Source organism: Pseudomonas sp. PS01303, assembly GCF_029959385.1.
Lineage (GTDB): Bacteria > Pseudomonadota > Gammaproteobacteria > Pseudomonadales > Pseudomonadaceae > Aquipseudomonas > Aquipseudomonas rustica.
On the sequence record NZ_JASCPK010000009.1, the window covers coordinates 19,926 to 45,311 of the forward strand.

A 25,386-nucleotide genomic window follows, 5' to 3' on the forward strand; every position below is an offset into this window, starting at 1 on the left:
GCAGGCCCCTTTTCCCACCTTCACACGCTCTAGCATGGCACTCCTACCGAGCCCGACCGATTGCGTCGCGCGGCAAAAAAAGGAGCTCTGCGTCCATGCTTTTACGTTACTCGGCCACCACGGCCCATCGCCTCAAGCCCCTGAGCTTTTCCTTATGGCTGGCGCTGCCCGGTGTCCTCTGCTCGACCCAGAGCTTCGCCGCCGATGAGCCCGAAGCGTCCACACCGACGGCAACTCAGGTCGACAACTCGGCGCCACGGCTTGAACAGGTCACCGTGACCGCGCGCCGTCGCGAAGAACAGTCGCAAGACGTACCGACGCCGATCACCACCCTCAGCGGCGCCAACCTGGAAACCCAGCGCATCTACAAGATTCAGGATCTGCAACAGGCCTTGCCGAGCGTCAACGTCGCTTATGTCCATGCGCGGGTTTCCAGTTTTGCCGTGCGCGGGATCGGCAACAACCCGGCCAGCGATGGCCTCGAAGGCAGCGCCGGGATTTACCTGGATAACGTCTATCTCGGCCGTCCCGGCATGGCCGCGTTCGACATGCTCGACGTTGAGCAACTGGAATTGCTGCGCGGGCCGCAAGGCACGTTGTTCGGCAAAAACACCACGGCGGGCGTGCTCAACATCACCACCCGTGGCCCGACGTTCACCCCCGAGCGCAGCCTCGAAGTGTCGGGTGGGCAGGACGGCTACTTTCAAGGCAAAGGTACGGTGTCCGGGCCGTTAACTGACACCCTCGCCGGTCGCCTGTCGTTCTATCGCACCCGCGATGACGGCTACCTGAACAATCGCCACGACGATCGCACACTGCTCGGCGGTGAGCGCGAAGGCTTGCGTGGGCAATTGCTGTTCAAACCCAACGACGATTTCAGCCTGCGCTGGATCAACGAATACAACAGCGAAAACTCCAGCAGCGGCAGCAGCGTGATTTACGGTGCGGGGCCCGTGTTCTGGCGCCGCGCGGCACTCGTTGGCGCAAATCCGCAGGTGGGCGAGAGCAACATCGATGGCCGCCAGAACGTCAGCGTGCACCAGAATGCGAGTTCCGTTGAAGCCAACTGGAACCTTGCCGGCGGCTACACGCTGACCTCGATCAGTGCTTATCGCAGCTGGCACTTCAACCCGGCCAACGACGCCGACCAACTGGAAGTCCCGGTGATCAATGACTTCGGCTACGAAGTCCACGACCGTCAGTTCTCGCAGGAAGTGCGCCTGGCTTCGCCTAAAGGCGAGTTCTTTGATTACGTGGTTGGCGCCTACGCGTTCAAGCAAGACCTCGGCAACCGCATCTTCACCGACCTCGGGCCGCTGGCGGATCTCAACCTGATCGGCGCCAATCTCAATGCGCTGAACAACGTCAGCAGCAAGGTCAACGGCAAGATCGACACCGAGAGCTACGCGCTGTTTGCCCAAGGCACCTGGCACCTGACCCAGCGCCTCGATTTTAGCGCCGGCATCCGTGGCACTTACGAAGAAAAAGAAGCCAACGTCAAACGCTTCGCCCCTGTGGGTGGCGGCACGCCAGTGGTGATCCCGGGCGTGGTCGATGGCAACGCGATCCGTGCCGGCCAGGTCGGCGCCTACGACACCGGTGACCTGCACCTGTACAACGCCGCACCGTCGTTTCTGGCCAGTTTGAGCTACCACTTCAGCGACGATGTGTTGGGCTACACCTCGTTGTCCCACGGTGAGAAATCCGGCGGCGTCAACCTTGCGGTCGGCTCGGCACCGAGCGCTGGCGCAGAGTCGTTGCTGGTCGGCCCCGAGCGGGCGAACGATGCGGAACTGGGGATCAAAAGTCAGCTGTTCGACCAGCGCTTGCAACTCAACGCGAACGTATTCTGGACGGGCGTGAACGGCTATCAAGCCACCACTTACTACCAGCCGCCGGGCTCGTTGACCGGTTACCAATTGCTGACCAACGCCGGCACCGTGCGCTCACGTGGACTCGAATTTGAGGCCACCACCGTGCCGGTGCGCGGGCTGACGCTGAACGTCAACGGCTCGTTCAACGACGTCACCTATCTGTCATTCAAAGACGCGCCCTGCCCCTCGGAAAACCCCGGCCAGACCAACTGCGACCTCAGCGGCCAGCGTGTGGCCGGCGCCTCGCGCTGGATCGGCAACATCAACGGCGAATACAAGTGGCCGCGCATTGACCGCATCGAACCTTACGCCACCGGCAGCTATGCCTATCGCTCAGAGAGCGAAGGCACCCTCGACAACTCCGACCTGGCGAAGATCGACGGCTACGGCCTCGCCAACTTCTCGGTCGGCGCGCGCATGGACTACGGCGACGGTTTGCTGGACGCCTCGCTGTGGGTGAAAAACGCCTTCGATCGTGAGTATTACCTGGCTGTTGGCAGTGGTTCCAACGGTCTTTACACCGCCTCGCCAGGCCAGCCGCGCACTGCCGGCCTGACCTTGCGCTATGACTTCTGAGGACACTATGACAACAGCAAAAATGAGCCTGGGCGCGTTTCTCATGAGCAGCGGCCATCACCTCGCCGCCTGGCGCCACCCGCGTGCCTGGGCTGGCGGCGGACTGGATTTCCAGCACTTCAAAAAACTCGCCACCACCGCCGAACGCGGCAAGTTCGATGCGATATTCTTCGCCGACAACCTGGCCTTGATGGGCTCGCCGGAACTGGGCCAGTTCACCACCGCTGGCGATGTCTTCGATCCACTGGTGCTGCTCTCGGGTCTGGCAGCGGTGACCGAGCGCATCGGCCTGGTGTCGACGGTCTCTACCAGCTACAACGAACCTTATTTACTGGCGCGCAAGTTCGCCTCCCTCGATCACTTGAGCGGCGGGCGCAGTGGCTGGAATCTGGTGACCTCGGCGACCGATCTGGAGGCGCTGAATTTTGGCCGCGACAAGCATTTCGAGCACGGCGACCGTTATCAGCGCGCTGAAGAATTCATCGATGTTTTCACCGGCCTGTGGGACAGCTTTGAAGACGACGCTTTCATCCGCGATAAATCCAGCGGCGTGTTTTTCCAGCCGGACAAACTCCATGTACTCAATCACCACGGCGAAAACTACCGGGTGCGCGGGCCGCTGAACATTCCGCGCACGCCACAGGGTTACCCGGTGCTGATTCAGGCTGGCTCCTCGGAACCGGGCAAGGCGTTGGCCGCGCGCACCGCTGAAGTGGTGTTCACCGCGCAACAAACACTCAGCAATGCCCAGGCCTTTTACGCCGACGTCAAAGGTCGCCTCGCCGGCTACGGCCGCCGCCCCGAGCAGTTGAAAGTCATGCCGGGGATTTCGCCGGTGATTGGCCGCACGCAAAGTGAAGCGGAAGACAAATACCAACAGTTGCAGGATCTGGTCGAGCCACGGGTTGGACTGGCGATGCTCGCGGGTATGGCCGGTGGTTTCGACCTGTCGGAATATGATCTGGACGGCCCGTTGCCAGAGCTGCCGCAAAGCAATTCAATGCAGAGCCGTCAGGCGTTGTTCATCGATCTGGCGCGCCGGGAGAACCTGACAATTCGCCAGTTGTACCTGAAAGTCGCCGGCGCGCGCGGCCATCACACCGTGATCGGCACGCCGAAAACCATCGCCGACACTCTTGAAGAATGGTTCGTCGGCCAGGCTGCCGACGGCTTCAACATCATGCCGCCGTTCCTGCCGGAAGGTCTGGATGACTTCGTTGACGGCGTGGTGCCGTTGCTGCAACAGCGCGGGTTGTTCCGCACTGAGTACAGCGGCAGCACGCTGCGGGATCATCTGGGATTGCAGCGGCCGGGTAATCGTTACCAGCGTTAAGCCGGTAGCGATGGCTCCATGAAAAATCCGTGCATTGGATCTTTCCTTGAACGACGGTCGCCCTAGACTGGTTTCTTTCTCAGGACTCACCTGACAAGGAAACCCGTCCAGTGCGCGACTTTGATAACCAACCCGATTTAAGCGGGAACACGCTGCAACTGCGACCACTCGCCGACAGTGATTTTGAAGGCATGCTGCTGGCGGCGAGTGACCCGCTGATCTGGGCCGGCCACCCGGCCACGGATCGCTATCAACGACAGGTCTTCGCGCCCTACTTCGCCGCGCGTCTGGCCAGTGGCAAAGCCCTCGCCGTGATCGAGATTGCCTCCGGGCAGATCGTCGGCATGTCGAGCTACTACTCACCGCCCGACCAGCCTGACGCAATCGCCATCGGTTACACCTTTCTGACGCGGGCGAAATGGGGCGGGCCGGCCAATCGCGAGCTTAAGCGATTGATGCTGGAGCATGCGTTCAAGGCGTATGACACCGTCTACTTCCACGTCGCGCCTAATAATCTTCGTTCGCAAAACGCCATGCTCAAGCTGGGCGCAACGCATTTGTATGACGCCGAACTGGATCTGTCTGGAGTGCCTGCGATGTGCAAATGTTATGGGCTTTCCAGCACGCAATGGGGCTAGCCTGCGCTTTGCCAATCAACGACGGCTGATCACGGTCAGTCGTTCTTCTCTGCTCCCTTCTCCAAACATATGAAATTCCAGAACCCAGCCTACAAACATATGAATTTTTATCGATGTTTGCCTGGCTTAAGCTCCCTTCACTCCTCATGAAGGAGGCCGTTTCGTCGGTACGCCTGAGACAAGGCGATCCTAAAAATAATGTGTCTGCCGACCAAGGAATTTCTTATGTCCGCCCTGCTCGCACGCTGCCGTGCCTGTCATTGCGCGCTCTCCAGCGCCAGCGCTTCACTGGGAGGCCGACAATGACCTCGCCTCTTTCCCGCCCAAACGCCGACGAATCGTTGCTGCACAGCCAAGGCTATGCCCAGGAACTGCATCGCGGTCTGTCATTGTGGTCTTCATTTTCTGTCGGGTTCGCTACCGTTTCGCCGGTGGTGGGCATTTATTCGGTGATGTCATTGGGCGCGATGAACGCCGGGCCGTCCTGGGTCTGGATCGTTCCGCTGTGCCTGGCGCTGCAGTTTCTGGTGGCGCTGGTGTATGCCGAACTGGCCTCGCAATACCCGCTCGCCGGCGGTTGCTATCAATGGGTTCGGCGACTGGCGGGCGATCGCTGGGCGTGGTTCACCGGGTTCATGTATCTGGCCTCGGCATTGGCTTCCTTGACCACTGTCGCTTACTTGGGCGGTTTCTGGTTGTGGCTGTTTTTTACCGGCGCGCCGCCATCGGCGAATGCTCAAGTGTTCAGCGGCGCCGTGCTGTTGCTGCTCGGTTTGGGGGTGAACCTGTTCGGCATCAATCCGCTGAAGTACTTCGTCAACGCCGGGATCATTGCCGAGGCGATCGCCTCCATCGGCATCGGCGTGTTGTTGCTGTTGTTCTTCCGTAACCATTCGCTGTCGCTGGTGTTTGAAGGACTGACCTCCAGTCAGGGTGGCGACGGCTCGTACCTGCCGGGTTTTCTGACGGCGATGGCGGTCGGTGGCTGGGCCTTCCTCGGGTTCGACGCCTGCTCGCAGGTGTCCGAAGAAACTGCCGATGCGCGGACGTCGACGCCGCGGGCGATTTTGCGCTCGATGATTCTGGTCGGCCTCACCGTCATGCTCACCGCATTCGCCGTGACGCTGTCGTTTACCGAAACCGCAGGCATGGTCTCCGGGCAAATCGTCGACCCGGTGACACCTGCTGTCGTTGATGCCTTCGGTAGCTGGTCGGAACGACCTTTCGTGGGCATCGTGTTGGTGGCGTTCATCGCGTGCATCGTCTCGGTGCAGACCTACATCGGTCGCGCCGTGTTCGGCATGGCGCGAGACTCGATGCTCCCGGCGTCGGCCCTGTTGCGCAAAGTCGACAAGCGCAAAGTGCCTTTCGCGGCGATGGTTTTCAGCACCTGTTTCGCCAGTCTCGGTCTGGCGCTCGGCCTCAACGCAACGGCGGTTGGCACGTTGATCGCTTTCGGCAGCGGCGGCTTTTTCATGGTGTTCCTGATTGTCGTCAGCTGCGCCCTGCTCGCCCGTCTGCGCGGCCAATGGAAACCCGAGCCCGGGACTTTCAGCCTTGGTCGCTGGGGTCTGCCGGTCAATCTTGCGGCGTTCTTCTGGCTGGTGTTTGAAAGCATCAACGTCGCTTGGCCACGGGAGTCGCTGGCGCCACCGGGTGCGCCATGGTTTCAGGTGTGGGCGGTGATTCTGGTGTTCTCGATCCTCGCGCTGCTGGGCCTGATCTACCTGTTCCGCGCCAAGCCTTATCTGCGCAGCAGCCTGCAACTGCGCACCGAATAACCCCCCGCCTTGTCATGCGGGGCCCTTGCGCCCCGCGAATCTGGAGTTCAGATGTCTTCTCTTCATTACTGGAATTACCCCACCGAAATTTTCTGCGGGCCCGGCGCGCTGGATGTGTTGGCCGAACGCTGCAAACTGTTGGGAATGCGCAATCCGCTGCTGGTCACCGATCCGGGGATGCTCGCGCTGGAACCTATGGCGCTGATCAAAGCGCATTTGCAGCACGCCGATATTGCCTTCGCGGTGTTCAGCGACATCGACAGCAACCCGAACCTGAATGACGTCGCCCGAGGCGTGGCCGCTTTCAAGGCTGGCCGGCATGATTCGCTGATTGCTCTGGGCGGCGGCAGCGCGATGGACGCCGCCAAGGGCATCAGCCTGGCATCCGTCGATGATCAAGGCCTCGAGCAATATCAATGGTCGAATGTCATAGCCAGCTATCCAACATTGGCGGACTTTCCGCACCTCGATCTGCCACGTCTGATCGCGCTGCCCACCACGGCGGGCACGGGTTCGGAGCTTGGTCGCGAAGCGGTGTTGACCCTCAGCGAAGAAAACATCAAGCGTGTGGTCAGCCACCCGGAATTACTGCCGGCCTGCGTGATCCTCGACCCGGTGCTGACCCGTGGCCTGCCCGCCGCACTGACCGCCGCCACCGGCATGGACGCGTTGACCCATCACATCGAAGCTTTCTGCTCGCCGCTGTATCACCCGATGTCCTCCGGTGTCGCGGTGGAAGGTATTCGTTTGATTCAGCAGCACTTGTGCAACGCACATCGCGATGGCCAGAACATGGTTGCCCGCGAAGGCATGTTGATCGCTTCGGCCATGGCCGCGGTGGCATTTCAGAAAGGTTTGGGCGGCGTGCATGCCCTCGCCCATCCGCTGGGCGCGCGTTATCACAAACACCACGGGTTGCTGAATGCGATCCTGCTGCCCTACGTGTTGGTCGCCAACCGTCAGGCAATCAGCCAGGACATCGCGCGACTGGCCCGCTATCTGGAGTTGCCGCAGCCTGATTTCGACGGTTTTCTCGATTGGGTCTTGCAGCTGCGCGAGCAGTTGGGCATTGCCCACAGTCTGGGCGAGATAGGTCTGGACACCGACGCGGCGGATTGGGTCGGCGAACAGGCGCTGGCCGATGTTTCTTCATCCGACACCAACGCCTGTGTCCTCAGTGCCGCCGACTACACGCAAATCTTCCGCAACGCCGTGCAAGGCGTGCTGCCGAGATAAAACTCACAAACCGTGCTCAGCCAGCAGATCTGCGATAAAGGCACGCACAGCCTCGCTTTGCGGGTGCCCGACGTGGGTGATCATGCTGTGCTGCACGTCATAACGCAGCGTCTGCGGGTGCAGCGCGCGCATCTTGCCGCTCTGTAACCATGGCCGCGCGTAGTGCGCAGGCAAATAGCCCAGATGCGTCCCGGCGAGCACGCCGTGGGCCACCGCCTCCATGTGGTGCGCGGTGGCTGAGGCGCGATCCGGCGCAATGGGCAGCACCTGATCGGCCGGCAAGAAACCATGGCAAATCCAGTCACTGGCCTTGAGCTGTTCCAGCGTCGGCGCCTCGACGGCGAACAGCGGATGCGCCTGCCCGCAGAAGATACCGATCTCCTCGCTGTACAGCGGTTGGTAATTCAAGGTCGGTAGCGGACGGCTGAAATAGGAAATGGCGACGTCCAGTTGCCCGTCGATCACCGCGCGTTCGAGCTCTATCGGCGAGTTCACGAAGATATGCAGGTGCATGTCGTGTTCGCGCTGATAAAACCGTGCAATGGCCGCGTCGATGCGCGCGGTCGGCAGGGTCGCGATATTGTCCGCCAGCCCCAGATACAGATCCCCCACCAGACGCCCGGATAAATCCTGCGCCTCATCACGGAAGGCATCCACCGCACCAAACAGCGCCGCTGACGCCTTGAGAATCCGCTGACCTTTTTCGGTCAAGCGAAAGCCGCCCTTGCCGCGCTCGCAAATCCGGTAGCCCAAACGTTTTTCCAGACTGGAAATATGCGTGCTGATGTTCGACTGACTCATGTTCAGCTCAGCTTGCGCAGCGGTGAAACCACCGCACTTCACCACGATGGCGAAAATCCGCAGCAGGCGTAAATCCATGTCCGTAATGTTTCTGATCACCGGGGTGTCCTGTTCAACGATTTCTTGCGACGTTGCGGGGATCAAGTTTCCATTGCGACGGGCGCCGTCGGCAAGCGTATTGAGGGCATGAGGACGCTGAGGCTCCCATGCCGCTCAAGAACCTCTCAAATCATTGCTTGTGCAAATCCCCTGGCTTCCACACTTTGTCGAAGAACGCTTTGGTCGGGCCGTACAGGCGCAGAATCACGAAGTAGCCTTCGCCCGGCAGGGTTTTGATCCAGTTTTTACCGGCGCCGGGCGAGTCCGGGCCGAAATGCACATCGATCGAATCATCGGCATTGGCGACCGGTTTGTCCATAGTATTGATCGATGGAAACGGCTGGCCGTTGTCCAGGCCGGACGCGGTGATCGAGTCGTACGCGGTGACCGACCAGAACAAGGCTGCGGGGATACCTTTGGGCAGGTTCAACGTGTAGCTGTTGCTGCCGGAAAGGAATTCACCTTTGGCATCGACGAACGTGGCCGGGTACTTGGCGCCGACGTTTTCCATGTTCACGGCCATGCCCGGGCTGGCGGAATAGGCGTTGGTGAAGAAGCCGGTGCGCGGGTCGATGTAGTTGAACGTGTCGGCGGTAAACGTCGCGTTGCCGGGGAATACATTCAGCCACTTGCGATCCGGGTACCACGTGCCGTTGGCGACAATCGTCTGCGGCGTGTAAGAGATCGCATGGCCGATCTTGCTGGCGGTTTTCGCCGCTTTGTCGAGCAGGTCACGGCTGGCCTTGTCGGGCTGGAACGGCTTGCCCTTGATGATGCCCAGTGCGGCGAGCACGCCACGCATTTCCATGTCCTGCGGGTCGACGTATTCGTGTTCGATAAACCGCGACAGCATGTCGAAAGCGCTGCCATCGGTGGGGTACAGCATGTTGACCGGGGTGTTCGAGGCGTTGGGGAACACCATCGCTTTGGCCGCGGCCTGTTTACCCAACGGATAGATGCGGGTTTTCTCCATGACCGCGACCGGCGCATCGAGCTGTTTCGGATCTTTGAAGAAGCCACGCCAGAACACGAACACGCCGTACGTTCGCGAGCGATACGTCAGATAGCCCGGCGGTACCTCGCCCTTGAAATCCGGCGGCAGCACCAGATATTTGGCGCCCTGCCCTTTGTCCGGCCCCGGCAGACCGACATCGCCACACCACTGGCGACCCTCAATCTGGCCCTCGGAGCAAATCGGCCGCTGGAAGAAGTCATCCAGAATGCCCTGCAAACCCGGCGGCACTTCGATCACCATCGGGCCGTCCTGCTTGAGATCCAGATAGCCCATGGCGTAGATCACGTCGGAGTTGGGCGTGGTCACGCGGGTCTTGGCGTTGAGGCGATCCTTCCAGATCGGCAGCACGTTGTAACCGGCGCCGAAAGCTTTCTCCGAGCCCTCTTTCATGGCGTACATGTTCAACGCCGGGAGAGCCCAGATGTACGACTGCACGGCGCGCTGGAAGAGCAATTCGTTTTGCAGTTGCGCCACGCCTTCGAGCGTCGGGTAACCGCCAGCGAACGGCAGGTCGGCCAATTGCTGGTAATGGCTGGCGGCGTGGGCGCTGGCGCTGATCGATACGGCCAGGCTCAGCGCTGTCAGTGATTTTGCAAACGTGTTCATCGTAAACGTCCTTGTCTCGTTCAATTGGCTTTGACAACAGCGGGCGGCACCCATTGGCCGTTCAGCGCAGCCGGCTCAGGCCAGTACGCGCGAATGTAGAGCGAGAAATCCGCACCTTCAGGCGTCGGCAGCCAGTTGCTTTCTTTATCTTTGCCCGGCGAGTCGCTCTGCACGTAAATCGTTAGCGAGCCGTCAGCATTGGCTTGCAGGGATTTGTTTTTGGTGCCGATGGAATAGCGCTTGAGGTCGTTCGGCGAGAAGAAGTGTTGTTCGTTGTACAGGGTCAGCGACCAGAAGCCTTTGACCGGTGGCAGTTGCCCTTTGGCGAAGGTCACGGTGTAGCCGTTCTGCCCGTTGAGGCGCGTGCCGGTCTTGTCCAGATCCTGATAGAAGTACTTGGTTTCTTTCTGTTGGTTGACGAAGATGTTCGAGCGCGCGACCGCTGTACGGCTGAAATAGTCGGTGCCGAACGCCGCGCCGTTGCTGATGGTGCTCCAGTGGTCCGGCAATTGCAGGCCGTAGTTACGGAACTGCAACAGCGGGTCGATCACTTCGCTGTCGGTTTTTTTCGCTTCATCGATCATCGCGGCTTTGAGCTGAGGATCGGCCTTGGCAATGGCGGCCAGTGCGGCCATTTGTGCGTAGCGAGCTTCTTCGCCCGGCAGCGGTTTAGCGTCCTTGAGCAGCGCGGGCAACTCGTCGAAGAACTTCTCTGGCATCACCCATTTGGTTTCGCCACTGCCGGCGGCCTGCGCCGGGAATTTCGGCAGTTTTGCCCAATCGCGGTGTTTGACCTTACCGTCGAATTGCGACAGCGGGTACATGTCGACGCCCGACAACGATGGCTGAATGGCCGCGCGATCGACAGCGCTATCGTCCTGGAACACCCGGGGAATCACGAATCCGGTGTTGGTGCGCGAGCGGAAGACCTTGGTGATCCCGGCCGGGACTTCGCCCTTCCAGTCAGGGCCCACCAGCAGGTAGAAACCGGGTTTGGTGTCATACATTTTGCCGAGCTCGGCAAAGCTGTCAGAACGCAAATCCACCACTTGGTACACCCAGAAACGGCTGCCGAAATCCGGCACCTGCAACACCACCGGTTCCAGATCCAGCGCGATGCTGCCCGCGCCGTAGACCACGTCCTGATTCGGACACGCCACCAGGCGCTCGGCCGGATCGATGTAATCGCTGAGCATCGACAGTCGATTGATCGGCGCCACCGGAACAATTCCGCCCATCAAGCCAGGTTCAGGGAGATCCTTGAACGCTTGGCGACGGTTGAAAATATTGGCCATCGGCCAACCCCAGAAATACGCCTCACGGGCCATCATGCGCACGTATGGCTCGGTGACCTTGGTGTTGGCGACCGGGCCGCTGACGGAGCCTTCGCTCGCGAAACTTTGCGGGGCCAGAACACAGGTGGTGGCCAGCGCACCCATCAAGCTCAGCGCGAACAGATTGAGGCGTTGCGGCAGTTGAGTCATAAAGCATCCTTACTTGTGGGAATCACCCTTTGCAGGTGAGTCGCAGGGAAGATAACGCAAGTCTGCCGAGGTGGTCACTGAATGTTTGGGCTGCGCGCAGCAGGCCCTGATCCGCAGCCCTCAACGTTTTGAAATGACACTTTTCATGTACTGATTCAAATCGCGAAAATCCTTAACACTCCAGGCATGCGGCGGCACCTTCACACCGTTCTCGCGCAACGTTCTCGGGATCAAATCACCGTTTGGCCGAAGGATGATCGACGACACAATGACGCCCGGGTAATCGCTCAGCCGTTGCTTGAAAGCGGCTGTTGTCAGATCCGGCGTCGGCGGATTGCTTTTATGTGCCAGCGGCCCTGTACCTTTGATATCAGCGCCGTGACACATCGCGCAGCGCTGCACGAAGAGGTTTTTTCCGTTGCTGTTGTCCGCCAGAGACGGCGATGTTTGAGCCAGCGATAAAACGCTCAGCGCAGCGATGAAGACTGATTTCATGTCCATATGCTCGTATACCATCCATTGAATCTATATCGAAGTAGACGCTACGCGCCTTGTTGACCTTCATAACGCGGCAGCTCGATCGCGTCTGCTTTCGGTGAAAGAATTTTGCCAAATACCGTCTTGAAACCCGGTGCGGTGGCCAGCCTTAATACCGCGTGACCGAGGCCGATGCCAAGCCGCGAATGTGGCGAGGCCAGTCGGGGCGCGAACTTGGGCACGTTTTGCGCCTGATTGACGTAGGGGCGCATCAGTTTTTCGTAGGCCGCGAACGCTTGGGCATGATCGTCGTGACGACTCAGTTCGCCCGGATCAGCGCCTCAATGCCCATGCGCTGAACCACCGTACGACCGGCGCCGCGCACATCGTTGCGCGTCAGAATGGCGATTTGTTGTAACTGCTGGCCGACGACATCGCTGGCAATTTGCAGGCTGCGTGGATCTCCGACTGGCGTTGAGGGTGCGCTCATGCGTAATCCTGTCCGGAATTCAGGGCTGATCGTGACGAGTCGGGGACGTTAACCTATAGCTAACTTGCTTAGCTACTTTCCAAATTCATCGAGGATTCAAGCCGCGCTACCCTGATATCCTGCTCGCCGTCAGCCGCCGCATGGCTGGATAAGACGGACTATCGAACAGTATTCACGGAGGAAAAATTGCGGATCTACATTACAGGTGCTTCGTGCGCGGGCGTGTCGACCTTGGGTGCCAACCTCGCGCCCTCGCTCGATTTAAAACATGTCGATGTCGATGATTTTTACTGGGCGCCCACCAACCCGCCATTCACAACAAAGCGGCCGCCTGAAGAACGCGTTTCGTTGATGCAGCAGGAGCTGGGCGCCGACAACTGGGTGCTGACCGGCTCTTGTATGGGCTGGGGCGATGCGCTGATCACCCACGCTGATTTGATCGTCTTCATTGTGACACCAACGCCTGTTCGCCTTGAGCGTCTGGCCGCGCGTGAAAGGGAGCGATTTGGCGACCGGATCGCCCCAGGGGGCGACATGCATGAGATACATGTGGCTTTCCGAGAATGGGCTTCGCAGTATGAAGATCCGAATTTTTCAGGGCGTAATCGAGCGTGGCATGAGGCGTGGTTAAGCGGGCAAACGATTCCGGTTTTACGGGTTGATGGGGTGCGTGGTGCGGATGAAATGGTGGCGGATGTTTTGGGGCATTGTCGCCGCTAGCAATTCGGCCAGAAACATCACTCCAATCGGCTCGGTCAGGGAAGAATCCCATTGAGCAACTACGGCTGTTCTTAACACTCAATCCGCTAAAAGAGTGAAGTACTCCACGACAAAGTAGCCGACCTGATAGATCAGGGTAAACAGCGCGAGTGTCAGTTGTACTCGACGCCGTTTCTGTGTGATGCCAATCAACACGATGCCGAGCATGATGACGGTGTGGGCGGTATACGCCGCTCCGAGCGTATGCCAGCGGGCGTTGCCCTTGAGGGAGGTGTCGATGAGATCCATGGCCGTGATGAGCGCGATGAGCCCGAAGAACCAGGCACGTCGCTCGAGCAGGTAGTTTTCGTAGCTGCCGAACTCTCTCACGTCTGACGGAAACAGCATCGTCGACACCATGAAATAAAGGGCGCAATAGCAAACAATGAAAAAGTAGGACTCGAACGTCCACACCGGCACCTGCGTAAGACGAAACTCCCACCACCAGAACGTCATGATTGAAATGAGCGCCCAGACCACCCAGCTCATGTGTATCCACGACCATCCAAATTGGCGCGGGTGTTCGATGATCGAAGCGATCCCCTTGAGTAACGTCGTTATACCCAGCCCCAGGATGATGCTGAGGACGATACGGATATGCGAGTAAATCTGGTCTGGGGTCATCTCACTGCGCCGGATTTCAAGCGGCTCTACGGACTTGATCGTTGATTTCCGGGGTTTCCAGGAAATAAACCACTCAGGTCAGGTTCCGCCTGTACCAATGGGTTGCAATCGCAAGCCTGCGATCGCTGCTGCACGACGATCGCAATGGCCTGAACGGTCTTAGCGTAGGTGGACATCAATGATGTATGCGGCTTTTTGCAGATAAATTTGTCATCCATCCAATCTGAAGCCCCCTGGACACACAAACCACAGAGCGCTAGCGTCAGCTTATTCAACTCAAGAGCCCCGCCATGGACGTCATTGCCAACTATTCAAACAACGCCGAGAACGCGTTGATGGCGCGCGGTTGCATGAAGATCAATCTGCAGATCATCAGCGCCAATGCGAGCGTGGCGGCTTTTTATGAAGCGTTGGGTTATTTGATCGAACCGCGCATCAGCATGGGCAAGAAGATTGAAGCGAATATCGTGATGTCAGGGATTCAGGGCTGACCCGCCTGAAACCGTTTACGCAGCAGATTGATCACCAACAGCACACTCGCCGCCATCCCCTGCGAGCCGCACATCAGTCCAAGAATGTGATCGTCAAACAGCCACCAGGCGAACGCGCCGAAGAACAGCGTCAGCAACAGTCCAAACACCAATAACGTCAAATGCCGCACGCTCGGAATGTCTTCCAGCACGTCAGCAAAAATGCTCCAGCAGGCCCACTGCATAAACAGCAACAGCGTCACCCACGGCAGTGTCTGTAGAAAAGCGCTCGGCGGCAGCGAAGTGACAAAGCTGAACGGCACAGCGAAGACCAAAAACAGTGTTGCGGCGATCGTCGTGCAGGTGGGCACGGTATAGGCCGGCAAGGCGATGACCAGTTGCATCAACTTGAGGGCTTGCAGTCGAGTGATCAATTCTCGCGCTCCTGCGGGTCGTCCTGGCCGAGTCCGGTGGCCGGTTCAGTGACTATAGATCAGCCGCTGCGCCACGCAAAAACTGCACTCAAACCGCCTTACACGTCAGCCAGGCACCCCAGAAAAGACTGCTGAAAAACCGCGTTGCTTCGCCAAATCCTGCCTCATGCAGCAATGTCTGAACCGCTACCTCGGAATGCGGCGGATCGGCCCCCTGCAGAATTTTTCCGAGTTTTGCTTGCACCTCATCGGTACTCGCGCCCTGCTGCCGCCAGCGCTGGCCCCATGCCTCTAGCAACAACGGTTGGCTCGCATAGGCGTAATGATTACCCGCCAGAATCAGCGGCGCGCCGGGTTTCAGCCGCGCTTGGATGGATTGCAGAATCTCGCGTTTGGGTTCGTCGCCATTGAGGTGATGAAGCACGCCGATGAGAGTCGCGGCATCGAAGGTTTGATCCGCCGGCAAGTCATTGATCTCACCGAGATGCACCTCCGTTCTGTGCAGAAAATCATTGGCCTGTAGCTGTTGCACGGCGGCGTCCAGCATCGGCTCGGAAGGATCGACTGCAGTGAAATGCCAGTCCGGCTCCAGTGCCGCCATGGCAATGATTTCCTGTGCGGTACCGCCAGCGCCGACCACCAGAATTTTCGCCGGGCGTGATTGGCCAAGACTGGCGGCCAGCATGCACGCCGCCAGATCATGGCAGGCGTCATAACCGGCCAAAGCGATGCGGCTTTGCTTCGCGTATTCACTGGCGCGGGAGTTATCGAATTTTTCAGCTGAGGATGATTTCACTGGCAGGTCTCCATGTCCTTTTTCAGCAAATTACGCCGGCCAGGGTGACAAGAGAAATTCAATGATTTCATGCACTGCATTCCCATCGGGAATGCAGTGTTCAAACGTTAAGACCAGAACCCTTTATGTGGCTCGGCCGCCTCTCCCTCCAGCATCGGCCCGAACACACTGACCTTGCGCTGCCCCTTGGCAAACACTTCGCGGCACGGCAGCGAGAACGTCGGGTTCTCCGGATGGTCACCCGTCAGTCCCAATAACGCGTGCTCCGACAATGCATAAACCACACGGCCGATGCCCGTCCAATACACCGCGCCAGCGCACATGCAGCAAGGTTCCGCGCTGGTGTACAGCGTGCACAGTTCCAGCTCTTGCGGCGTCAGCAATTTGGCCGCCGCAGCCGCCGCAACCAGTTCTGCATGCTGAGTCGGATCGCCTTCCGGCGGCATCGAGTTGTTCCCCGCTTCGACGATCACTTTGCCGTTGCGGTCGGCGACCAACGCGGCAAACGGGTGGCGGCCACGCTGTTTCGATGCCTCGGACAAGGCGATGGTCTGGCGCAGCAACGCCAGATCGAGATCGCTGACGCCTGCTGGAATGAGCTGAGTGAATTGATTCATGGGTAACTCCTGGGCAGTGGAAAACAAAAGTCAGTCGGCCAATTCAGCCGATGCAGCGCCGATGGTTTCGGTCGATTTTTTTTCATTGTTGAGCAGAATATTGAGCACGATGGCGGTGATCGCACCGAGGAAAATGCCGCTGTCGAGCACCAGTTTCAGCGTCGGGCCGACGTGTTCGAACAGCGCCGGAAAAGACATCGGCAGCACGCCGACACTCACTGACACGGCGACGATGATGCCGTTGCGAGTGCCCTCGAATTGCACCCGCGACAGCTCTTGAATACCGGCCACCGTGGTCATGCCGAACATCACGATCGCGCAGCCACCGAGCACCGGAGTCGGCACCGCCGCGATCAACGCGCCGAGCTTCGGGAACAAGCCCATCAGCACCATGATTGCCCCGGCCGCCGCGACGACGAAGCGGCTCTTCACGTTGGAAAGCGCAATCAAACCGGTGTTTTGCGTGAAGGCGTTGTACGGAAAACTGTTGAACAAGCCGCCGAGCATGGTCGACAACCCATCGGCGCGGAACGCGTTGCCGAGGGTCTGCTGTGTGGTTGGTTTGCCGGTCAATTTGCCGATCGCCAGGCAGTTGCCGGTGGTCTCGGCCATAATCACCAGCATCGCCAGGGTCATGATCAGAATCGGCACCGGCGAGAATTCCGGCGCACCAAATGCCATCGGCGCACTCAGCTCAAACCACGCCGCTTCGCTCACCTTACTGAAGTGGGTCATGCCGCACGCCGCCGCGATCAGGCTGCCGACGAACAAGCCGATCAGCACGCTGAGGTTGCCGAGGAACCCCGTGAATTTGGCGTAGATCACCAGCGTCACGCTGACCGTGGCCAGGCCCAGCAACAGATTGGCGGGGTTGCCGAAATCCGCTGAATCGGGATTGCCACCGCCCAACCAGATCGCCGCCGCTGGCATCAGCGAGATACCGATAATGGTGATCAAACTGCCAATCACCACCGGCGGAAAGAAGCGCAGCAATCGGCTGAACACCGGCGCCAGCGCGATGGTAATAAACCCCGCCGCGATCACCGCACCGAATATCTGACTTAGCCCGAACTCCTTGCCGATCATGATCATCGGCGCCAGCGCAATAAACGAGCAGCCCTGAATCAGCGGAAGTCGCGCGCCGAATTTCCAGAAGCCCAAAGTCTGAATCAACGTAGCCACACCGGAGGTCAGCAGGTTGGCGTTGATCAGCAACACCACCTGCGCCGAGGTCAGCCCCATCGCACTGCCGAGAATCAGCGGCACCGCCACCGCCCCCGCGTACATCACCAAAACATGCTGCAAGCCAAACGTGAACAACTGTCGCAGCGGCAAAACCTCGTCCACCGGATGAATGCGTTGTGTGGTCATTTCACACGCTCCTGAAGGTGCGGCATCTGTTGAGATCGCGGGCATTCTCAGGGGCGTTTGAAGGGTAGAACCGCCCCGGAGATCGTTTGACGCGGGGCCATAGTTGAACGTTTATAGCGATGAAACAAATTAGCAACCATCGCTTTTTTCGATGGCGCGAACGCGGCGAAATCGGTTATTGATGACGCAGTTTCACCCCTCTTCTTCGACCCGGGAGTTCACTGCTTGCGCTTCTCACTCGATCAACTGTTGATGTTCGTCCAAGTGGTCAAAAGCGGTTCGTTCTCCGCCGCCGGGCGCAAGCTGGGCAAGACGCAATCGACCATCAGCGCGGCGATTGCCAACCTCGAAACCGATCTCGGCGTCGACCTGTTCGACCGCAGCAACCGCAGCCCCACCCTCACCGCCAGCGGCCACAAACTGCTGATCCAGGCCGAAGCCGTGCTCGAACGCTGCATGACCTTCGAAGCCCACGCCGACTGCCTCTCGGACAACGTCGAACCCAGCCTGACACTGGCAATCGAAACACCGTACGGCCCGATCATGCCGGTACTCAAAGCCTTCGAGCAGACCTTCCCCTTCGTTGACCTGATCATCCGCCACCCGGTGCACGGCGACGTCAGCGAACTGGTCAGCAGCGGCCAAGCCGTACTCGGCGTCGCCTTTTCCCAACCGGGCTACCCTGAGGAACTGGCGTTCCAGCAACTGGGCAAACTGATCATGCTGCACGTCTGCCACCCGGATCACCCGCTGGCGCAACTCGACAACGTCACCTTCGACGACCTGCACGTCCACCGCCGCCTCGCCTTCAGCGCCCACGCGAGCAAACTGCCGAGCAGCGAATACCTGCGCTCGACGCAGTTGTGGCAAGCGGAAAGTTATCTGGCACTCCTGGAAATGGTGCGCGCCGGACTCGGCTGGGCCACCCTGCCCCGGCAGCTGATTCAGCGAGAGTTGGCCAAGGGCGAATTGGTCGAGTTGCAGCTCACGGCGTATCCGCATACGGACTGGCAGATTGGCGTGGATCTGCTGTGGGCGCGGCAACGTCCGCTGGGCAAAGCGGAGCGTTGGCTGAAGGAGAAATTGCAGGGGAACAAGGTGTATGAGCTGGATCGGAATGGGCAGATTACGACGCTTTGACGGGGTTGTGGGTGCGGCTGAGTAGGAGTGTGTTTAACGTTTTTCGTGTTGTGTTTAAGGACACTTAGCGTTACGCCCGAAAGGCTACAACACCTTGCGCCTTTGCCTACGACTACGCCAGAATCCGCCGGCTTGTGCGCCTGGAGCGCGGATTCTATCGTGGGTCGGTCACTGAACACAGTGATCGGGTTTGGTAGCCCGCTACTTCACATGGCGTATTGCGTCACCTTACGCGGATGCTTTCTCGCATCTGCTTGATGGTGGCCATGCGCAGGGCGTCTTCGGGCGCGCCGGTTTTTTCCATGTGGGCCGGTCTACCAACCTTCGTATGGCCGCCACCCCTCGTTTGGTAGCGAGAGTGATGGCTCCTCTAAACACACGTGGAGTTTCATCAATGTTCAAACCAACACCAAACCCACCGCAAACCGATTCGGTCTCACCTTACGAATCGCTCGATTCAAGAAAGCTTCACGACGCGGCTGAACGTGCGCTCGATCATTACCTCAACCCGACTGCGGCGATCATGGCTGCGCCGTATCAGGCGAGTACGATGTTTTTGGTGAATCCGGAAACGGACACCGAGTCATTACTGGTTAACGCATCCGAATCACTGGCCTCAGCTTCCGTCATGCTGGGCGATGTCGCGGGGTTGGTAGATGGCCCGATTCGCAAGACGTTGCTGGGCATTGCGCAGGTGGTGATGCTTGGAGAATTGGCGGTTAACCGGGCGTTGGACAGGGTTGAAGTTACGGACTGAGTAACCCCGTTCAGTGGCGACTTGCCGTCGCCACTTCAAAGCTTTTCAGCCGTGATACCGATCCTCATTTGAGTTCATACAGTCAAGCTACACATCCAACGTCTTCGACATGATGATCGTGCGCTCGGACTCGTGAAATGCGTCTCGGATTTTTATAAAGCCAAGCGAAGCATAAAAGCCCTCAGCCGTAATCGAAGAAGGCACACGCAGCAAGTTGCGCCCTTCAGCAATGGCGCTTGATTGAATGCTTTTCATCAGCTGTCTCCCGATGCCCTTCCCTTGATAAGCCGGGTCGACAAACACACTTCGAACAACGTCCTGATCAAGACTGGCCGTTGCAACAATACGACTTTCGAGTAGGGCAACGAACACCTGACGCTGCGTCATCAAACAGAGAATCGCTTGTGGAGAAAAGCTCAGCTCCACTTGATTGATGATTTCGGCTGAATAGTCCTGAGCATTGGACTCGCGGAGCGTGCCAATGATGATCCGGCTGATGGCGGCAGCGTCCGCATTCATTGCGATTCGAATCAGGCACTCCATTCAAGCAGCTCCTTCCGTGATGTCTTGAGACTTGTGAGTATCCCCCCATTGCCCATATTCGCCACGTAGTTGCGTAAAAGCCAAAACCAAGCACTAACATCTGCGAATGACGGGGAACTATTGACGTCCACCAATAGACTGAGGTGCTATTGCGACCATAATGCAACCGTCGCAAGCAAACAGATTTCTACAATAAATGGAGCACACAATGGGCCGGGCACGCGATGAGTTTGAATTCTGGTGGGGTACGTCGGGGTCGTGGGTTGAACCACCGAATGTGCGCCGGAGCGGCACCAGCGGCGTCCAACTGATCGTTCACGATAACAGGACGTTCTTCGTGAAGCGTCAGACCGGTCACCTGTTTCGCAGTCTCCGCTACCCCACTGGACGGCCCACCGCTCTGCGCGAAGGTATTGCCCTTTCCAGGCTCGAGGAACTGGGCGTGAACGCGCCACGGCCGGTGTTTTACGGTGCGAGAAAAGTCCAAGGCACTTGGCAAGGTGTTTTAGTTACCGAAGACCTCGGTGGCTTCATCGATCTGGATACCTGGTATAGCCAAGGCGCTGCAAGCATGTTGACGACAGAGCAGCATCAGCGACTTTTTGAACGTTTAGCGCAAATGCTGGCGCGGATGCACTCAGGCAAATGGCAGCACGGTTGCATGCGTTCCAAGCACATCTTTATCAAGGCATCGATTACCGACGCAGACTTCGACTTCGAACTGGCGTTGCTCGACCTGGAAAAATCTCGCGGTCGCGCCACGGCCATGGGCGCAGCGCGTCACGATATTCCTCAACTCAGACGGCATTCTTTCTGGGATGAGTCGCAGTGGCAGCATTTCCTTTCCTACTACGAGCAAGCCATCGGCAGAACCATGTAAGCAGGCGTGTTTGTAGCGTTCAGCAGGCGAACCCATTGCAACTCTCGTCGGGGGTGCAACAACCTTGAGAACGAGGTTCGCTTTGGCAGGAAGAAAAGCTGGCAGCCAAATTTGGCTGTCAGCGACTGGCTGCTTTCGGCCATAAGCGGTCGTTCGCTAACGGTCATCACCGGTGAGTCGTGACAGTGGATTAAAATTCCTCCATCTCAACGCCAAATTTTCTCGCATGGCATGTCACATAATCGAGCACCTCCGACAGAATCTCACGACATCGCAACACTATTACCTCAGGCCCGAATGTGTCTTTGCATTAGTTAGTACTTAACTACAGCGTGGTTCTTCTTGTTTACATAATCTTTAAGCTGAGGGACGCGCTTAAGCTCGCGCAGGTTAGCGCGTGAACGTTTTTTCACATGCATCTCACTACGGATTGTTTTTACGTTACCGTAGAAGCAATCCGCGAAAGCTAAAAGCTAGCAAATAAAATCAGAATGGAATATCTGTGTCGAAATCAACTGTATCTACTTTTTTATTTGCCTTGTGAAGCAGCTCCTCATTTTCAAGAAGATAATCTATCCCGTCGGCAGTTATTGAGAACGCATAATATTCAGAGCCATTATATTCTTCATCGATAGCGATACTCTTATCTAGAAAGCCTACTCTTTCTAGCTTAATCGCTGCTAAACTCAGTATCCCTTGCTCAACACCTTTCAGATCGTTGAATGTGCTCCATACAGATACGCCATTCGGTGAGCTAGCGTAACTTTCAAGAACTTTTGCCAAAAGGCGATGTTCCACGTCACCAAGTTTATAATTGTATCCAGCCTTTCTGCGCGGTTTTTTCTGAATATTTAGATCCTGTGAAAGCAAGCTTAAATTTGCAACTTCCTTCTTGATTAGTACGCATGGGTGATTTACAGCGGCCTCCAAATTTCCATCAGACCTTTCACCATTGTAATCCGCGGGTGTAAGACCCAAAAGATCAGTCGGAAAATGCAACTCGATGTCTCTAGGTTTAACGATGAAGCATCGTTCTTTACCTAAAGTACCGACAAATAGGCCAAGTTCAAAAAGCACATTATCTCGGACGATATGCTTTTTTTGGTCTCTGATTTCTGCAATATCATCTGGTGTAAAAATGAAAATTGCGAAATCGACGGATTCCGCCATTTTTACCAGAGAGTCAATAGTGTTCTGAGAAAGGTTAAAACCATGCTTCCAAACCGTTACCTCCGCCTGATGATCTAGGTTTACGTTGAATGCATCAGCCACATCCAAGCTCTCAACCGCTGAAGCTATAAATATTCTTGGCTTTCTCATATGACTTCCTTAAAAACTCGACCTAGGCTGACCGCAAACTTTGAGCTAACCGACAGAAAAAAGCGCAGCTTTTGGGCGTCCAGTGAGCGATTTTTATCCGCATGGTCACACGTTGAACTAGCCAAGAATAAACGTAAGCGCTCCATGAAGTATACATACCGCTAGGTGCGATCCTGGTTTACGCATGACCTCCACCCTTGGCGCTCCGAGCGACCTGGCTAATCAGATTTTTGTCAGGCCTTTTAAGTCGAATCCGGTCGATACAGACCACGCACCTCGGATAGCATTTCGCCGGCCTAGGTGCAGCGCCGCTTAGCCTGGCCCAGCTCTGAGTTGAGCGTGGGACAGGCCGTACGTCTTGCTGGATTTTAGGAATTAAGCGGCGCTTCTACGATTGCAAGGGTGGCGGTGGCGGTGGCGGTGGTGGCGGAGGCGGAGGGGCCGGCACAAGTCCCATCAGATCAACAATTTGACTTGCGAGATCAGGCTCAACAGCTGTTAGAAACTCGTTCGCTAGCTTCACATAAAAGTCATAAACATCGTCATCGGAAATTATCCACCCCACTTGAGCGTTTTCTAAGGCTGCATTGAAAAGCTTAGTGGCGTCGGACGCATCAAAATACCCCAAATATTGGGCAAGTTTAGAGATGGCCATATGAGTTGTAGAGAAGCTGCCACTATCTTTTAGGTATTCAATCGCTTCATTTTTCTGACTAATAACAGCTAAGTACTCTGGGCTTTGTAATTGGTCCGGCGCTCTCTGTGGTTCACCGACCGCTGCCACTCCATGCACCGGAGGAGGAGGCGGTGGCGGAGGCGGTGGTGGAACAGGGATTGGGATTGCAGGCGGCGGTGCGTCAAGTTCCATTGGCGGCGGCTCTGGGAGCTCAGGCTGTTGTACTAGTTTCTTATAATGTGCAATTACGGACTTGATATTTGTATAGATATGGAGAGATCCATCTTCTTTTTTCTTTGACCACTCCTCGGAGAGGTAGCGCTTGGCCTTGACTGTTCTTTTGTCTAGGTTTGCGAGAGGTGAAGCATAGTCACCGTCCTTGGAGACGATATGTAGATCTCCCGCTGGTACATGCTTAAGTAAAACTTCCCAATTGTATCTGTCGCCAACGCTTTCTCCTTTGCCAGGAGGATTACCTCGTTGGGAGCGCTCAATCGCAAGTTTAAAGGTGGCATCATCCTCGCCGTATTTTTGTGACTTATTAAAAATTTCGGTTATTTTTTTGTCGACAGGTAAGTCATTCTGCAGCGCTAAACCTGTAGCGTTCGCTATTAAAGTCTTCTTTGCCGACTCTGCAATTTTTATAGCATCCTGATAATTTCGCGCGGCCTCCGTTCCTCGCATGTGGTTTGGAACCGCATTAGGGAACTTGCTACTCTGGAATTCTGTAACAGCACCATGAAGCTTTGACTCTCGGTTTCGCTCAAACTCATTTTCTACCTGTTTTGGAAGATGCAAAACTATCTTGTTCGGATCGATATTCTCTAATAATTCATCTATGACTCCGTCGTCGTCGTCGGGGTAGGTATAGAAATTCAAGAAGATATTTGTATCTATGAACAAATGCATCACAGGCATAAGCAGTCCCTTCGCTTGGAGTATCAGTCGATAGCTGCGATCATTTCACAGCGCTCCCCCATCTGACTACAGGTCTTATGCGCTCTGCAGCATACCAACAACGTCCGGGTTGTCCTCGCCGAACCTCCCCGTAGCGCTGGTGGATCATGTTGCCGTTGTGTCCCTAGTGATCCAGCGGTAATCAATCTTCAATATATATACATAGAATCCACGCGGCGTGAGCTTGCAGAAGGGCATACGGTCGAGACCGGAACGTCCGCTTTTGGCCGAAAGCCGCCGTTCGTGAGCGGCAGCTATCGGCCAATAGCAGCCGTTCAGCCAGCACATCGGCCATGCGCTCCCCGACATCGAGCGCTCCCCACATCAATGAAGTCAGGCTGGGAAAGCGACCGGTCGCTCGCCCTGAGTTTCTATTGCTTGGATTTAAGTTGCCACTGGCTACGTTCCACAGCCATTGTCTTGTAGCCAGCGCTTTCAAATAGGTGGGCGACTGCCTCGCCGGCTTTTACCAAAAGCTCCGCTGGGGGATTTTCTTTTGGCATGTAAAAACCCGGACTATCTTCAGTTTCCTGGAGATATAGGGGCGTGACCGCATCGAATGTAGACACAGCCTCGGAGAGCATTGCCTCATCTGAACAGTTAATTTCTACGTAGACGTCTCGGTCGTCATCATAGATGTAGATGCCTGCATCATAGATGAAGGAGCTGAGCGATCTGCTAGAGGGGTTCGAGAAATTGGCGGCGAATAACGCGTCACTGTAGCGGCCAGGATAGCTTCCATGAATACTAAATCCGAACTTCTCGGCCGCTAAGTCCACAGCTGGCTCAATCGATAGTAAACTCATATACCCTGTCTCCACGGGCATATCACCTTGTGTCAAGCTATCCGTGACGAGCGCTAACGCCAATCCAGATTGATCAAGTGCCACCCCCCCACTGAACCCACCACGCGCCATCGCTGAGGTAATGAAGTGAAGAGCGGTTGAATGCCATACCCGCACCACGGCGTTAATCTGACCGAGAGTGACCACTTGGCAGGGTACCGTTGTAAATGGGATCGGGGGATAACCTACTATGAGGACATCTGAAAGGACTAAGTCGTACTCACTCAGAGAGTAGTCGGTGTGATCGCTGACAGTGATTGATGGTAAAGGTGTAGAACCTAGGTCAACTTTAAAAACCGCTAGATCAAGGTCATCACGACCAAAGTACGGGCCGTCAACGATCTTTAGGAGCCGAGGAGGCACCATTTTGTCTTCTGCGCCCTCTCTCAGGTGCGCTGACTTAGTGGTTGCGATTTCTTTGATTGTTACGCCGTCAACCACGTGCCGTGCGGTAACAAAAACACCATCGCCGATGTGGAAAGCCGAGCCTATGCCTTCATCGCCCTTCTTGTCGATGATGACAACATAAGCCACTGCCCCTGCCGCTCGCGTATAGGTTTCGTGGAAGCGATTTTTTTCAGTCATTAGAACGCATTCCTGCATCTCAACATTAGATTTCATCCGTTGGCCAGGTCGCTGTCCAGCTTAAGTCAACTTGGCACAACTTCGCAGATGTTATGGTACTGGATGTGTGTGCGGGGGAAGCATTGTGTCTTGCCGCCCAGGCAGTGACCTGCCACATGAGCTACGCCCGGTAGATACGAGAGGTAGGATTTTTTCGAACCAG

The 25,386-nt window shown here is 56.9% G+C and carries 25 protein-coding genes; 10 read left to right on the forward strand and 15 right to left on the reverse strand.

All coding sequences use genetic code 11. The features are described from left to right. Positions 1 to 95: 95 nt before the first annotated feature. The 5 genes from QMX93_RS05630 to QMX93_RS05650 all read left to right on the forward strand — a co-directional run bounded on the left by QMX93_RS05630 (position 96) and on the right by QMX93_RS05650 (position 7,438). Entirely contained in the window at positions 96 to 2,450 is a 2,355-nt protein-coding gene (locus QMX93_RS05630) for a TonB-dependent receptor (RefSeq protein WP_282353427.1), read from the forward strand. 7 nt (positions 2,451 to 2,457) lie between these two features. Further along, complete coding sequence (locus tag QMX93_RS05635) at positions 2,458 to 3,783, forward strand: LLM class flavin-dependent oxidoreductase (RefSeq protein WP_282353429.1); 1,326 nt, start codon at positions 2,458 to 2,460, stop codon at positions 3,781 to 3,783. Between the two features lie 110 nt (positions 3,784 to 3,893). Further along, a complete protein-coding gene (locus QMX93_RS05640) occupies positions 3,894 to 4,421 on the forward strand; it encodes a GNAT family N-acetyltransferase (RefSeq protein ID WP_282353431.1) in 528 nt (175 codons plus the stop codon). 302 nt (positions 4,422 to 4,723) lie between these two features. After that, positions 4,724 to 6,202: an APC family permease gene (locus tag QMX93_RS05645; RefSeq protein WP_282353433.1), complete on the forward strand. Its 1,479-nt coding sequence runs from the start codon at positions 4,724 to 4,726 to the stop codon at positions 6,200 to 6,202. 51 nt (positions 6,203 to 6,253) lie between these two features. After that, positions 6,254 to 7,438, forward strand: a complete 1,185-nt coding sequence (locus QMX93_RS05650) for an iron-containing alcohol dehydrogenase (RefSeq protein ID WP_282353435.1) — start codon at positions 6,254 to 6,256, stop codon at positions 7,436 to 7,438. 3 nt (positions 7,439 to 7,441) lie between these two features. On the opposite strand, the gene QMX93_RS05655 is transcribed toward QMX93_RS05650, so the two are convergent. The 6 genes from QMX93_RS05655 to QMX93_RS05680 form a co-directional block, all read right to left on the reverse strand. Then, entirely contained in the window at positions 7,442 to 8,338 is an 897-nt protein-coding gene (locus QMX93_RS05655; RefSeq protein WP_053120439.1) for a LysR family transcriptional regulator, read from the reverse strand. 130 nt (positions 8,339 to 8,468) lie between these two features. Beyond that, a complete protein-coding gene (locus tag QMX93_RS05660) occupies positions 8,469 to 9,959 on the reverse strand; it encodes a DUF1254 domain-containing protein (RefSeq protein ID WP_282353438.1) in 1,491 nt (496 codons plus the stop codon). Positions 9,960 to 9,979: 20 nt separating this feature from the next. Beyond that, on the reverse strand, positions 9,980 to 11,443 hold the full coding sequence (locus QMX93_RS05665) for a DUF1254 domain-containing protein (RefSeq protein ID WP_282353440.1): 1,464 nt from the start codon (positions 11,441 to 11,443) through the stop codon (positions 9,980 to 9,982). Between the two features lie 120 nt (positions 11,444 to 11,563). After that, complete coding sequence (locus QMX93_RS05670) at positions 11,564 to 11,944, reverse strand: c-type cytochrome (protein WP_282353442.1); 381 nt, start codon at positions 11,942 to 11,944, stop codon at positions 11,564 to 11,566. 41 nt (positions 11,945 to 11,985) lie between these two features. After that, positions 11,986 to 12,192 (reverse strand): hypothetical protein, encoded by a 207-nt coding sequence (locus tag QMX93_RS05675; RefSeq protein ID WP_246542003.1) that lies wholly within the window; start codon positions 12,190 to 12,192, stop codon positions 11,986 to 11,988. 47 nt (positions 12,193 to 12,239) lie between these two features. Then, positions 12,240 to 12,410 carry a hypothetical protein gene (locus QMX93_RS05680; RefSeq protein ID WP_282353447.1) on the reverse strand — a complete coding sequence of 57 codons (171 nt, stop codon included), beginning with the start codon at positions 12,408 to 12,410 and terminating at the stop codon, positions 12,240 to 12,242. A gap of 186 nt (positions 12,411 to 12,596) precedes the next feature. Between QMX93_RS05680 and QMX93_RS05685 the strand changes: the two genes are divergently transcribed. After that, positions 12,597 to 13,130 (forward strand): adenylate kinase, encoded by a 534-nt coding sequence (locus tag QMX93_RS05685; RefSeq protein ID WP_282353450.1) that lies wholly within the window; start codon positions 12,597 to 12,599, stop codon positions 13,128 to 13,130. A 78-nt stretch (positions 13,131 to 13,208) separates the two neighbouring features. Here the strand turns inward: QMX93_RS05685 and QMX93_RS05690 are convergent, their stop codons facing one another. Beyond that, positions 13,209 to 13,793, reverse strand: coding sequence for a hypothetical protein (locus tag QMX93_RS05690; protein ID WP_053119638.1), 585 nt, complete (start codon positions 13,791 to 13,793; stop codon positions 13,209 to 13,211). Positions 13,794 to 14,083: 290 nt separating this feature from the next. Between QMX93_RS05690 and QMX93_RS05695 the strand changes: the two genes are divergently transcribed. Continuing rightward, positions 14,084 to 14,284, forward strand: coding sequence for a hypothetical protein (locus QMX93_RS05695; RefSeq protein ID WP_349016337.1), 201 nt, complete (start codon positions 14,084 to 14,086; stop codon positions 14,282 to 14,284). On the opposite strand, the gene QMX93_RS05700 is transcribed toward QMX93_RS05695, so the two are convergent. The 4 genes from QMX93_RS05700 to QMX93_RS05715 all read right to left on the reverse strand — a co-directional run bounded on the left by QMX93_RS05700 (position 14,275) and on the right by QMX93_RS05715 (position 17,481). Next, the gene (locus tag QMX93_RS05700; RefSeq protein WP_282353454.1) at positions 14,275 to 14,697 is read right to left on the reverse strand and encodes a hypothetical protein; all 423 of its coding nucleotides are present in this window, start codon (positions 14,695 to 14,697) and stop codon (positions 14,275 to 14,277) included. The two genes, QMX93_RS05695 and QMX93_RS05700, sit on opposite strands and share 10 nt — an antisense overlap. A gap of 88 nt (positions 14,698 to 14,785) precedes the next feature. Beyond that, positions 14,786 to 15,493 (reverse strand): class I SAM-dependent methyltransferase, encoded by a 708-nt coding sequence (locus QMX93_RS05705; RefSeq protein ID WP_282353456.1) that lies wholly within the window; start codon positions 15,491 to 15,493, stop codon positions 14,786 to 14,788. A 107-nt stretch (positions 15,494 to 15,600) separates the two neighbouring features. Beyond that, a complete protein-coding gene (locus QMX93_RS05710) occupies positions 15,601 to 16,110 on the reverse strand; it encodes a nucleoside deaminase (RefSeq protein ID WP_282353458.1) in 510 nt (169 codons plus the stop codon). 30 nt (positions 16,111 to 16,140) lie between these two features. Further along, positions 16,141 to 17,481 (reverse strand): nucleobase:cation symporter-2 family protein, encoded by a 1,341-nt coding sequence (locus tag QMX93_RS05715; protein WP_282353460.1) that lies wholly within the window; start codon positions 17,479 to 17,481, stop codon positions 16,141 to 16,143. Between the two features lie 225 nt (positions 17,482 to 17,706). On the opposite strand from QMX93_RS05715, the gene QMX93_RS05720 reads away from it, so the two are divergent. Together QMX93_RS05720 and QMX93_RS05725 are read left to right on the forward strand one after the other, a co-directional pair. Beyond that, on the forward strand, positions 17,707 to 18,621 hold the full coding sequence (locus tag QMX93_RS05720; protein WP_282353463.1) for a LysR family transcriptional regulator: 915 nt from the start codon (positions 17,707 to 17,709) through the stop codon (positions 18,619 to 18,621). Positions 18,622 to 19,015: 394 nt separating this feature from the next. After that, positions 19,016 to 19,378 carry a DUF6124 family protein gene (locus QMX93_RS05725; RefSeq protein ID WP_282353467.1) on the forward strand — a complete coding sequence of 121 codons (363 nt, stop codon included), beginning with the start codon at positions 19,016 to 19,018 and terminating at the stop codon, positions 19,376 to 19,378. An 87-nt stretch (positions 19,379 to 19,465) separates the two neighbouring features. Here the strand turns inward: QMX93_RS05725 and QMX93_RS05730 are convergent, their stop codons facing one another. Next, entirely contained in the window at positions 19,466 to 19,921 is a 456-nt protein-coding gene (locus QMX93_RS05730; RefSeq protein ID WP_282353468.1) for a GNAT family N-acetyltransferase, read from the reverse strand. Positions 19,922 to 20,129: 208 nt separating this feature from the next. Between QMX93_RS05730 and QMX93_RS05735 the strand changes: the two genes are divergently transcribed. Beyond that, the gene (locus QMX93_RS05735) at positions 20,130 to 20,801 is read left to right on the forward strand and encodes a lipopolysaccharide kinase InaA family protein (protein ID WP_212546055.1); all 672 of its coding nucleotides are present in this window, start codon (positions 20,130 to 20,132) and stop codon (positions 20,799 to 20,801) included. A gap of 486 nt (positions 20,802 to 21,287) precedes the next feature. On the opposite strand, the gene QMX93_RS05740 is transcribed toward QMX93_RS05735, so the two are convergent. The 3 genes from QMX93_RS05740 to QMX93_RS05750 all read right to left on the reverse strand — a co-directional run bounded on the left by QMX93_RS05740 (position 21,288) and on the right by QMX93_RS05750 (position 25,184). Further along, positions 21,288 to 22,121, reverse strand: a complete 834-nt coding sequence (locus tag QMX93_RS05740; RefSeq protein WP_282353470.1) for a nucleotide-binding protein — start codon at positions 22,119 to 22,121, stop codon at positions 21,288 to 21,290. A 388-nt stretch (positions 22,122 to 22,509) separates the two neighbouring features. Beyond that, positions 22,510 to 23,715 carry a PIN domain-containing protein gene (locus QMX93_RS05745; protein ID WP_282353471.1) on the reverse strand — a complete coding sequence of 402 codons (1,206 nt, stop codon included), beginning with the start codon at positions 23,713 to 23,715 and terminating at the stop codon, positions 22,510 to 22,512. 410 nt (positions 23,716 to 24,125) lie between these two features. After that, on the reverse strand, positions 24,126 to 25,184 hold the full coding sequence (locus QMX93_RS05750; protein ID WP_282353472.1) for a serine protease: 1,059 nt from the start codon (positions 25,182 to 25,184) through the stop codon (positions 24,126 to 24,128). Positions 25,185 to 25,386: the final 202 nt, after the last annotated feature.

Bases quoted from the DNA above. Each gene is read 5' to 3' on its own strand.
- QMX93_RS05630 (WP_282353427.1), top strand. From the start codon at position 96: ATGCTTTTACGTTACTCGGCCACCACGGCCCATCGCCTCAAGCCCCTG.
- QMX93_RS05635 (WP_282353429.1), top strand. From the start codon at position 2,458: ATGACAACAGCAAAAATGAGCCTGGGCGCGTTTCTCATGAGCAGCGGC.
- QMX93_RS05645 (WP_282353433.1), top strand. From the start codon at position 4,724: ATGACCTCGCCTCTTTCCCGCCCAAACGCCGACGAATCGTTGCTGCAC.
- QMX93_RS05650 (WP_282353435.1), top strand. From the start codon at position 6,254: ATGTCTTCTCTTCATTACTGGAATTACCCCACCGAAATTTTCTGCGGG.
- QMX93_RS05660 (WP_282353438.1), bottom strand. From the start codon at position 9,959: ATGAACACGTTTGCAAAATCACTGACAGCGCTGAGCCTGGCCGTATCG.
- QMX93_RS05665 (WP_282353440.1), bottom strand. From the start codon at position 11,443: ATGACTCAACTGCCGCAACGCCTCAATCTGTTCGCGCTGAGCTTGATG.
- QMX93_RS05670 (WP_282353442.1), bottom strand. From the start codon at position 11,944: ATGGACATGAAATCAGTCTTCATCGCTGCGCTGAGCGTTTTATCGCTG.
- QMX93_RS05675 (WP_246542003.1), bottom strand. From the start codon at position 12,192: ATGCGCCCCTACGTCAATCAGGCGCAAAACGTGCCCAAGTTCGCGCCC.
- QMX93_RS05680 (WP_282353447.1), bottom strand. From the start codon at position 12,410: ATGAGCGCACCCTCAACGCCAGTCGGAGATCCACGCAGCCTGCAAATT.
- QMX93_RS05690 (WP_053119638.1), bottom strand. From the start codon at position 13,793: ATGACCCCAGACCAGATTTACTCGCATATCCGTATCGTCCTCAGCATC.
- QMX93_RS05695 (WP_349016337.1), top strand. From the start codon at position 14,084: ATGGACGTCATTGCCAACTATTCAAACAACGCCGAGAACGCGTTGATG.
- QMX93_RS05710 (WP_282353458.1), bottom strand. From the start codon at position 16,110: ATGAATCAATTCACTCAGCTCATTCCAGCAGGCGTCAGCGATCTCGAT.
- QMX93_RS05715 (WP_282353460.1), bottom strand. From the start codon at position 17,481: ATGACCACACAACGCATTCATCCGGTGGACGAGGTTTTGCCGCTGCGA.
- QMX93_RS05725 (WP_282353467.1), top strand. From the start codon at position 19,016: ATGTTCAAACCAACACCAAACCCACCGCAAACCGATTCGGTCTCACCT.
- QMX93_RS05730 (WP_282353468.1), bottom strand. From the start codon at position 19,921: ATGGAGTGCCTGATTCGAATCGCAATGAATGCGGACGCTGCCGCCATC.
- QMX93_RS05735 (WP_212546055.1), top strand. From the start codon at position 20,130: ATGGGCCGGGCACGCGATGAGTTTGAATTCTGGTGGGGTACGTCGGGG.
- QMX93_RS05740 (WP_282353470.1), bottom strand. From the start codon at position 22,121: ATGAGAAAGCCAAGAATATTTATAGCTTCAGCGGTTGAGAGCTTGGAT.
- QMX93_RS05745 (WP_282353471.1), bottom strand. From the start codon at position 23,715: ATGCCTGTGATGCATTTGTTCATAGATACAAATATCTTCTTGAATTTC.
- QMX93_RS05750 (WP_282353472.1), bottom strand. From the start codon at position 25,184: ATGACTGAAAAAAATCGCTTCCACGAAACCTATACGCGAGCGGCAGGG.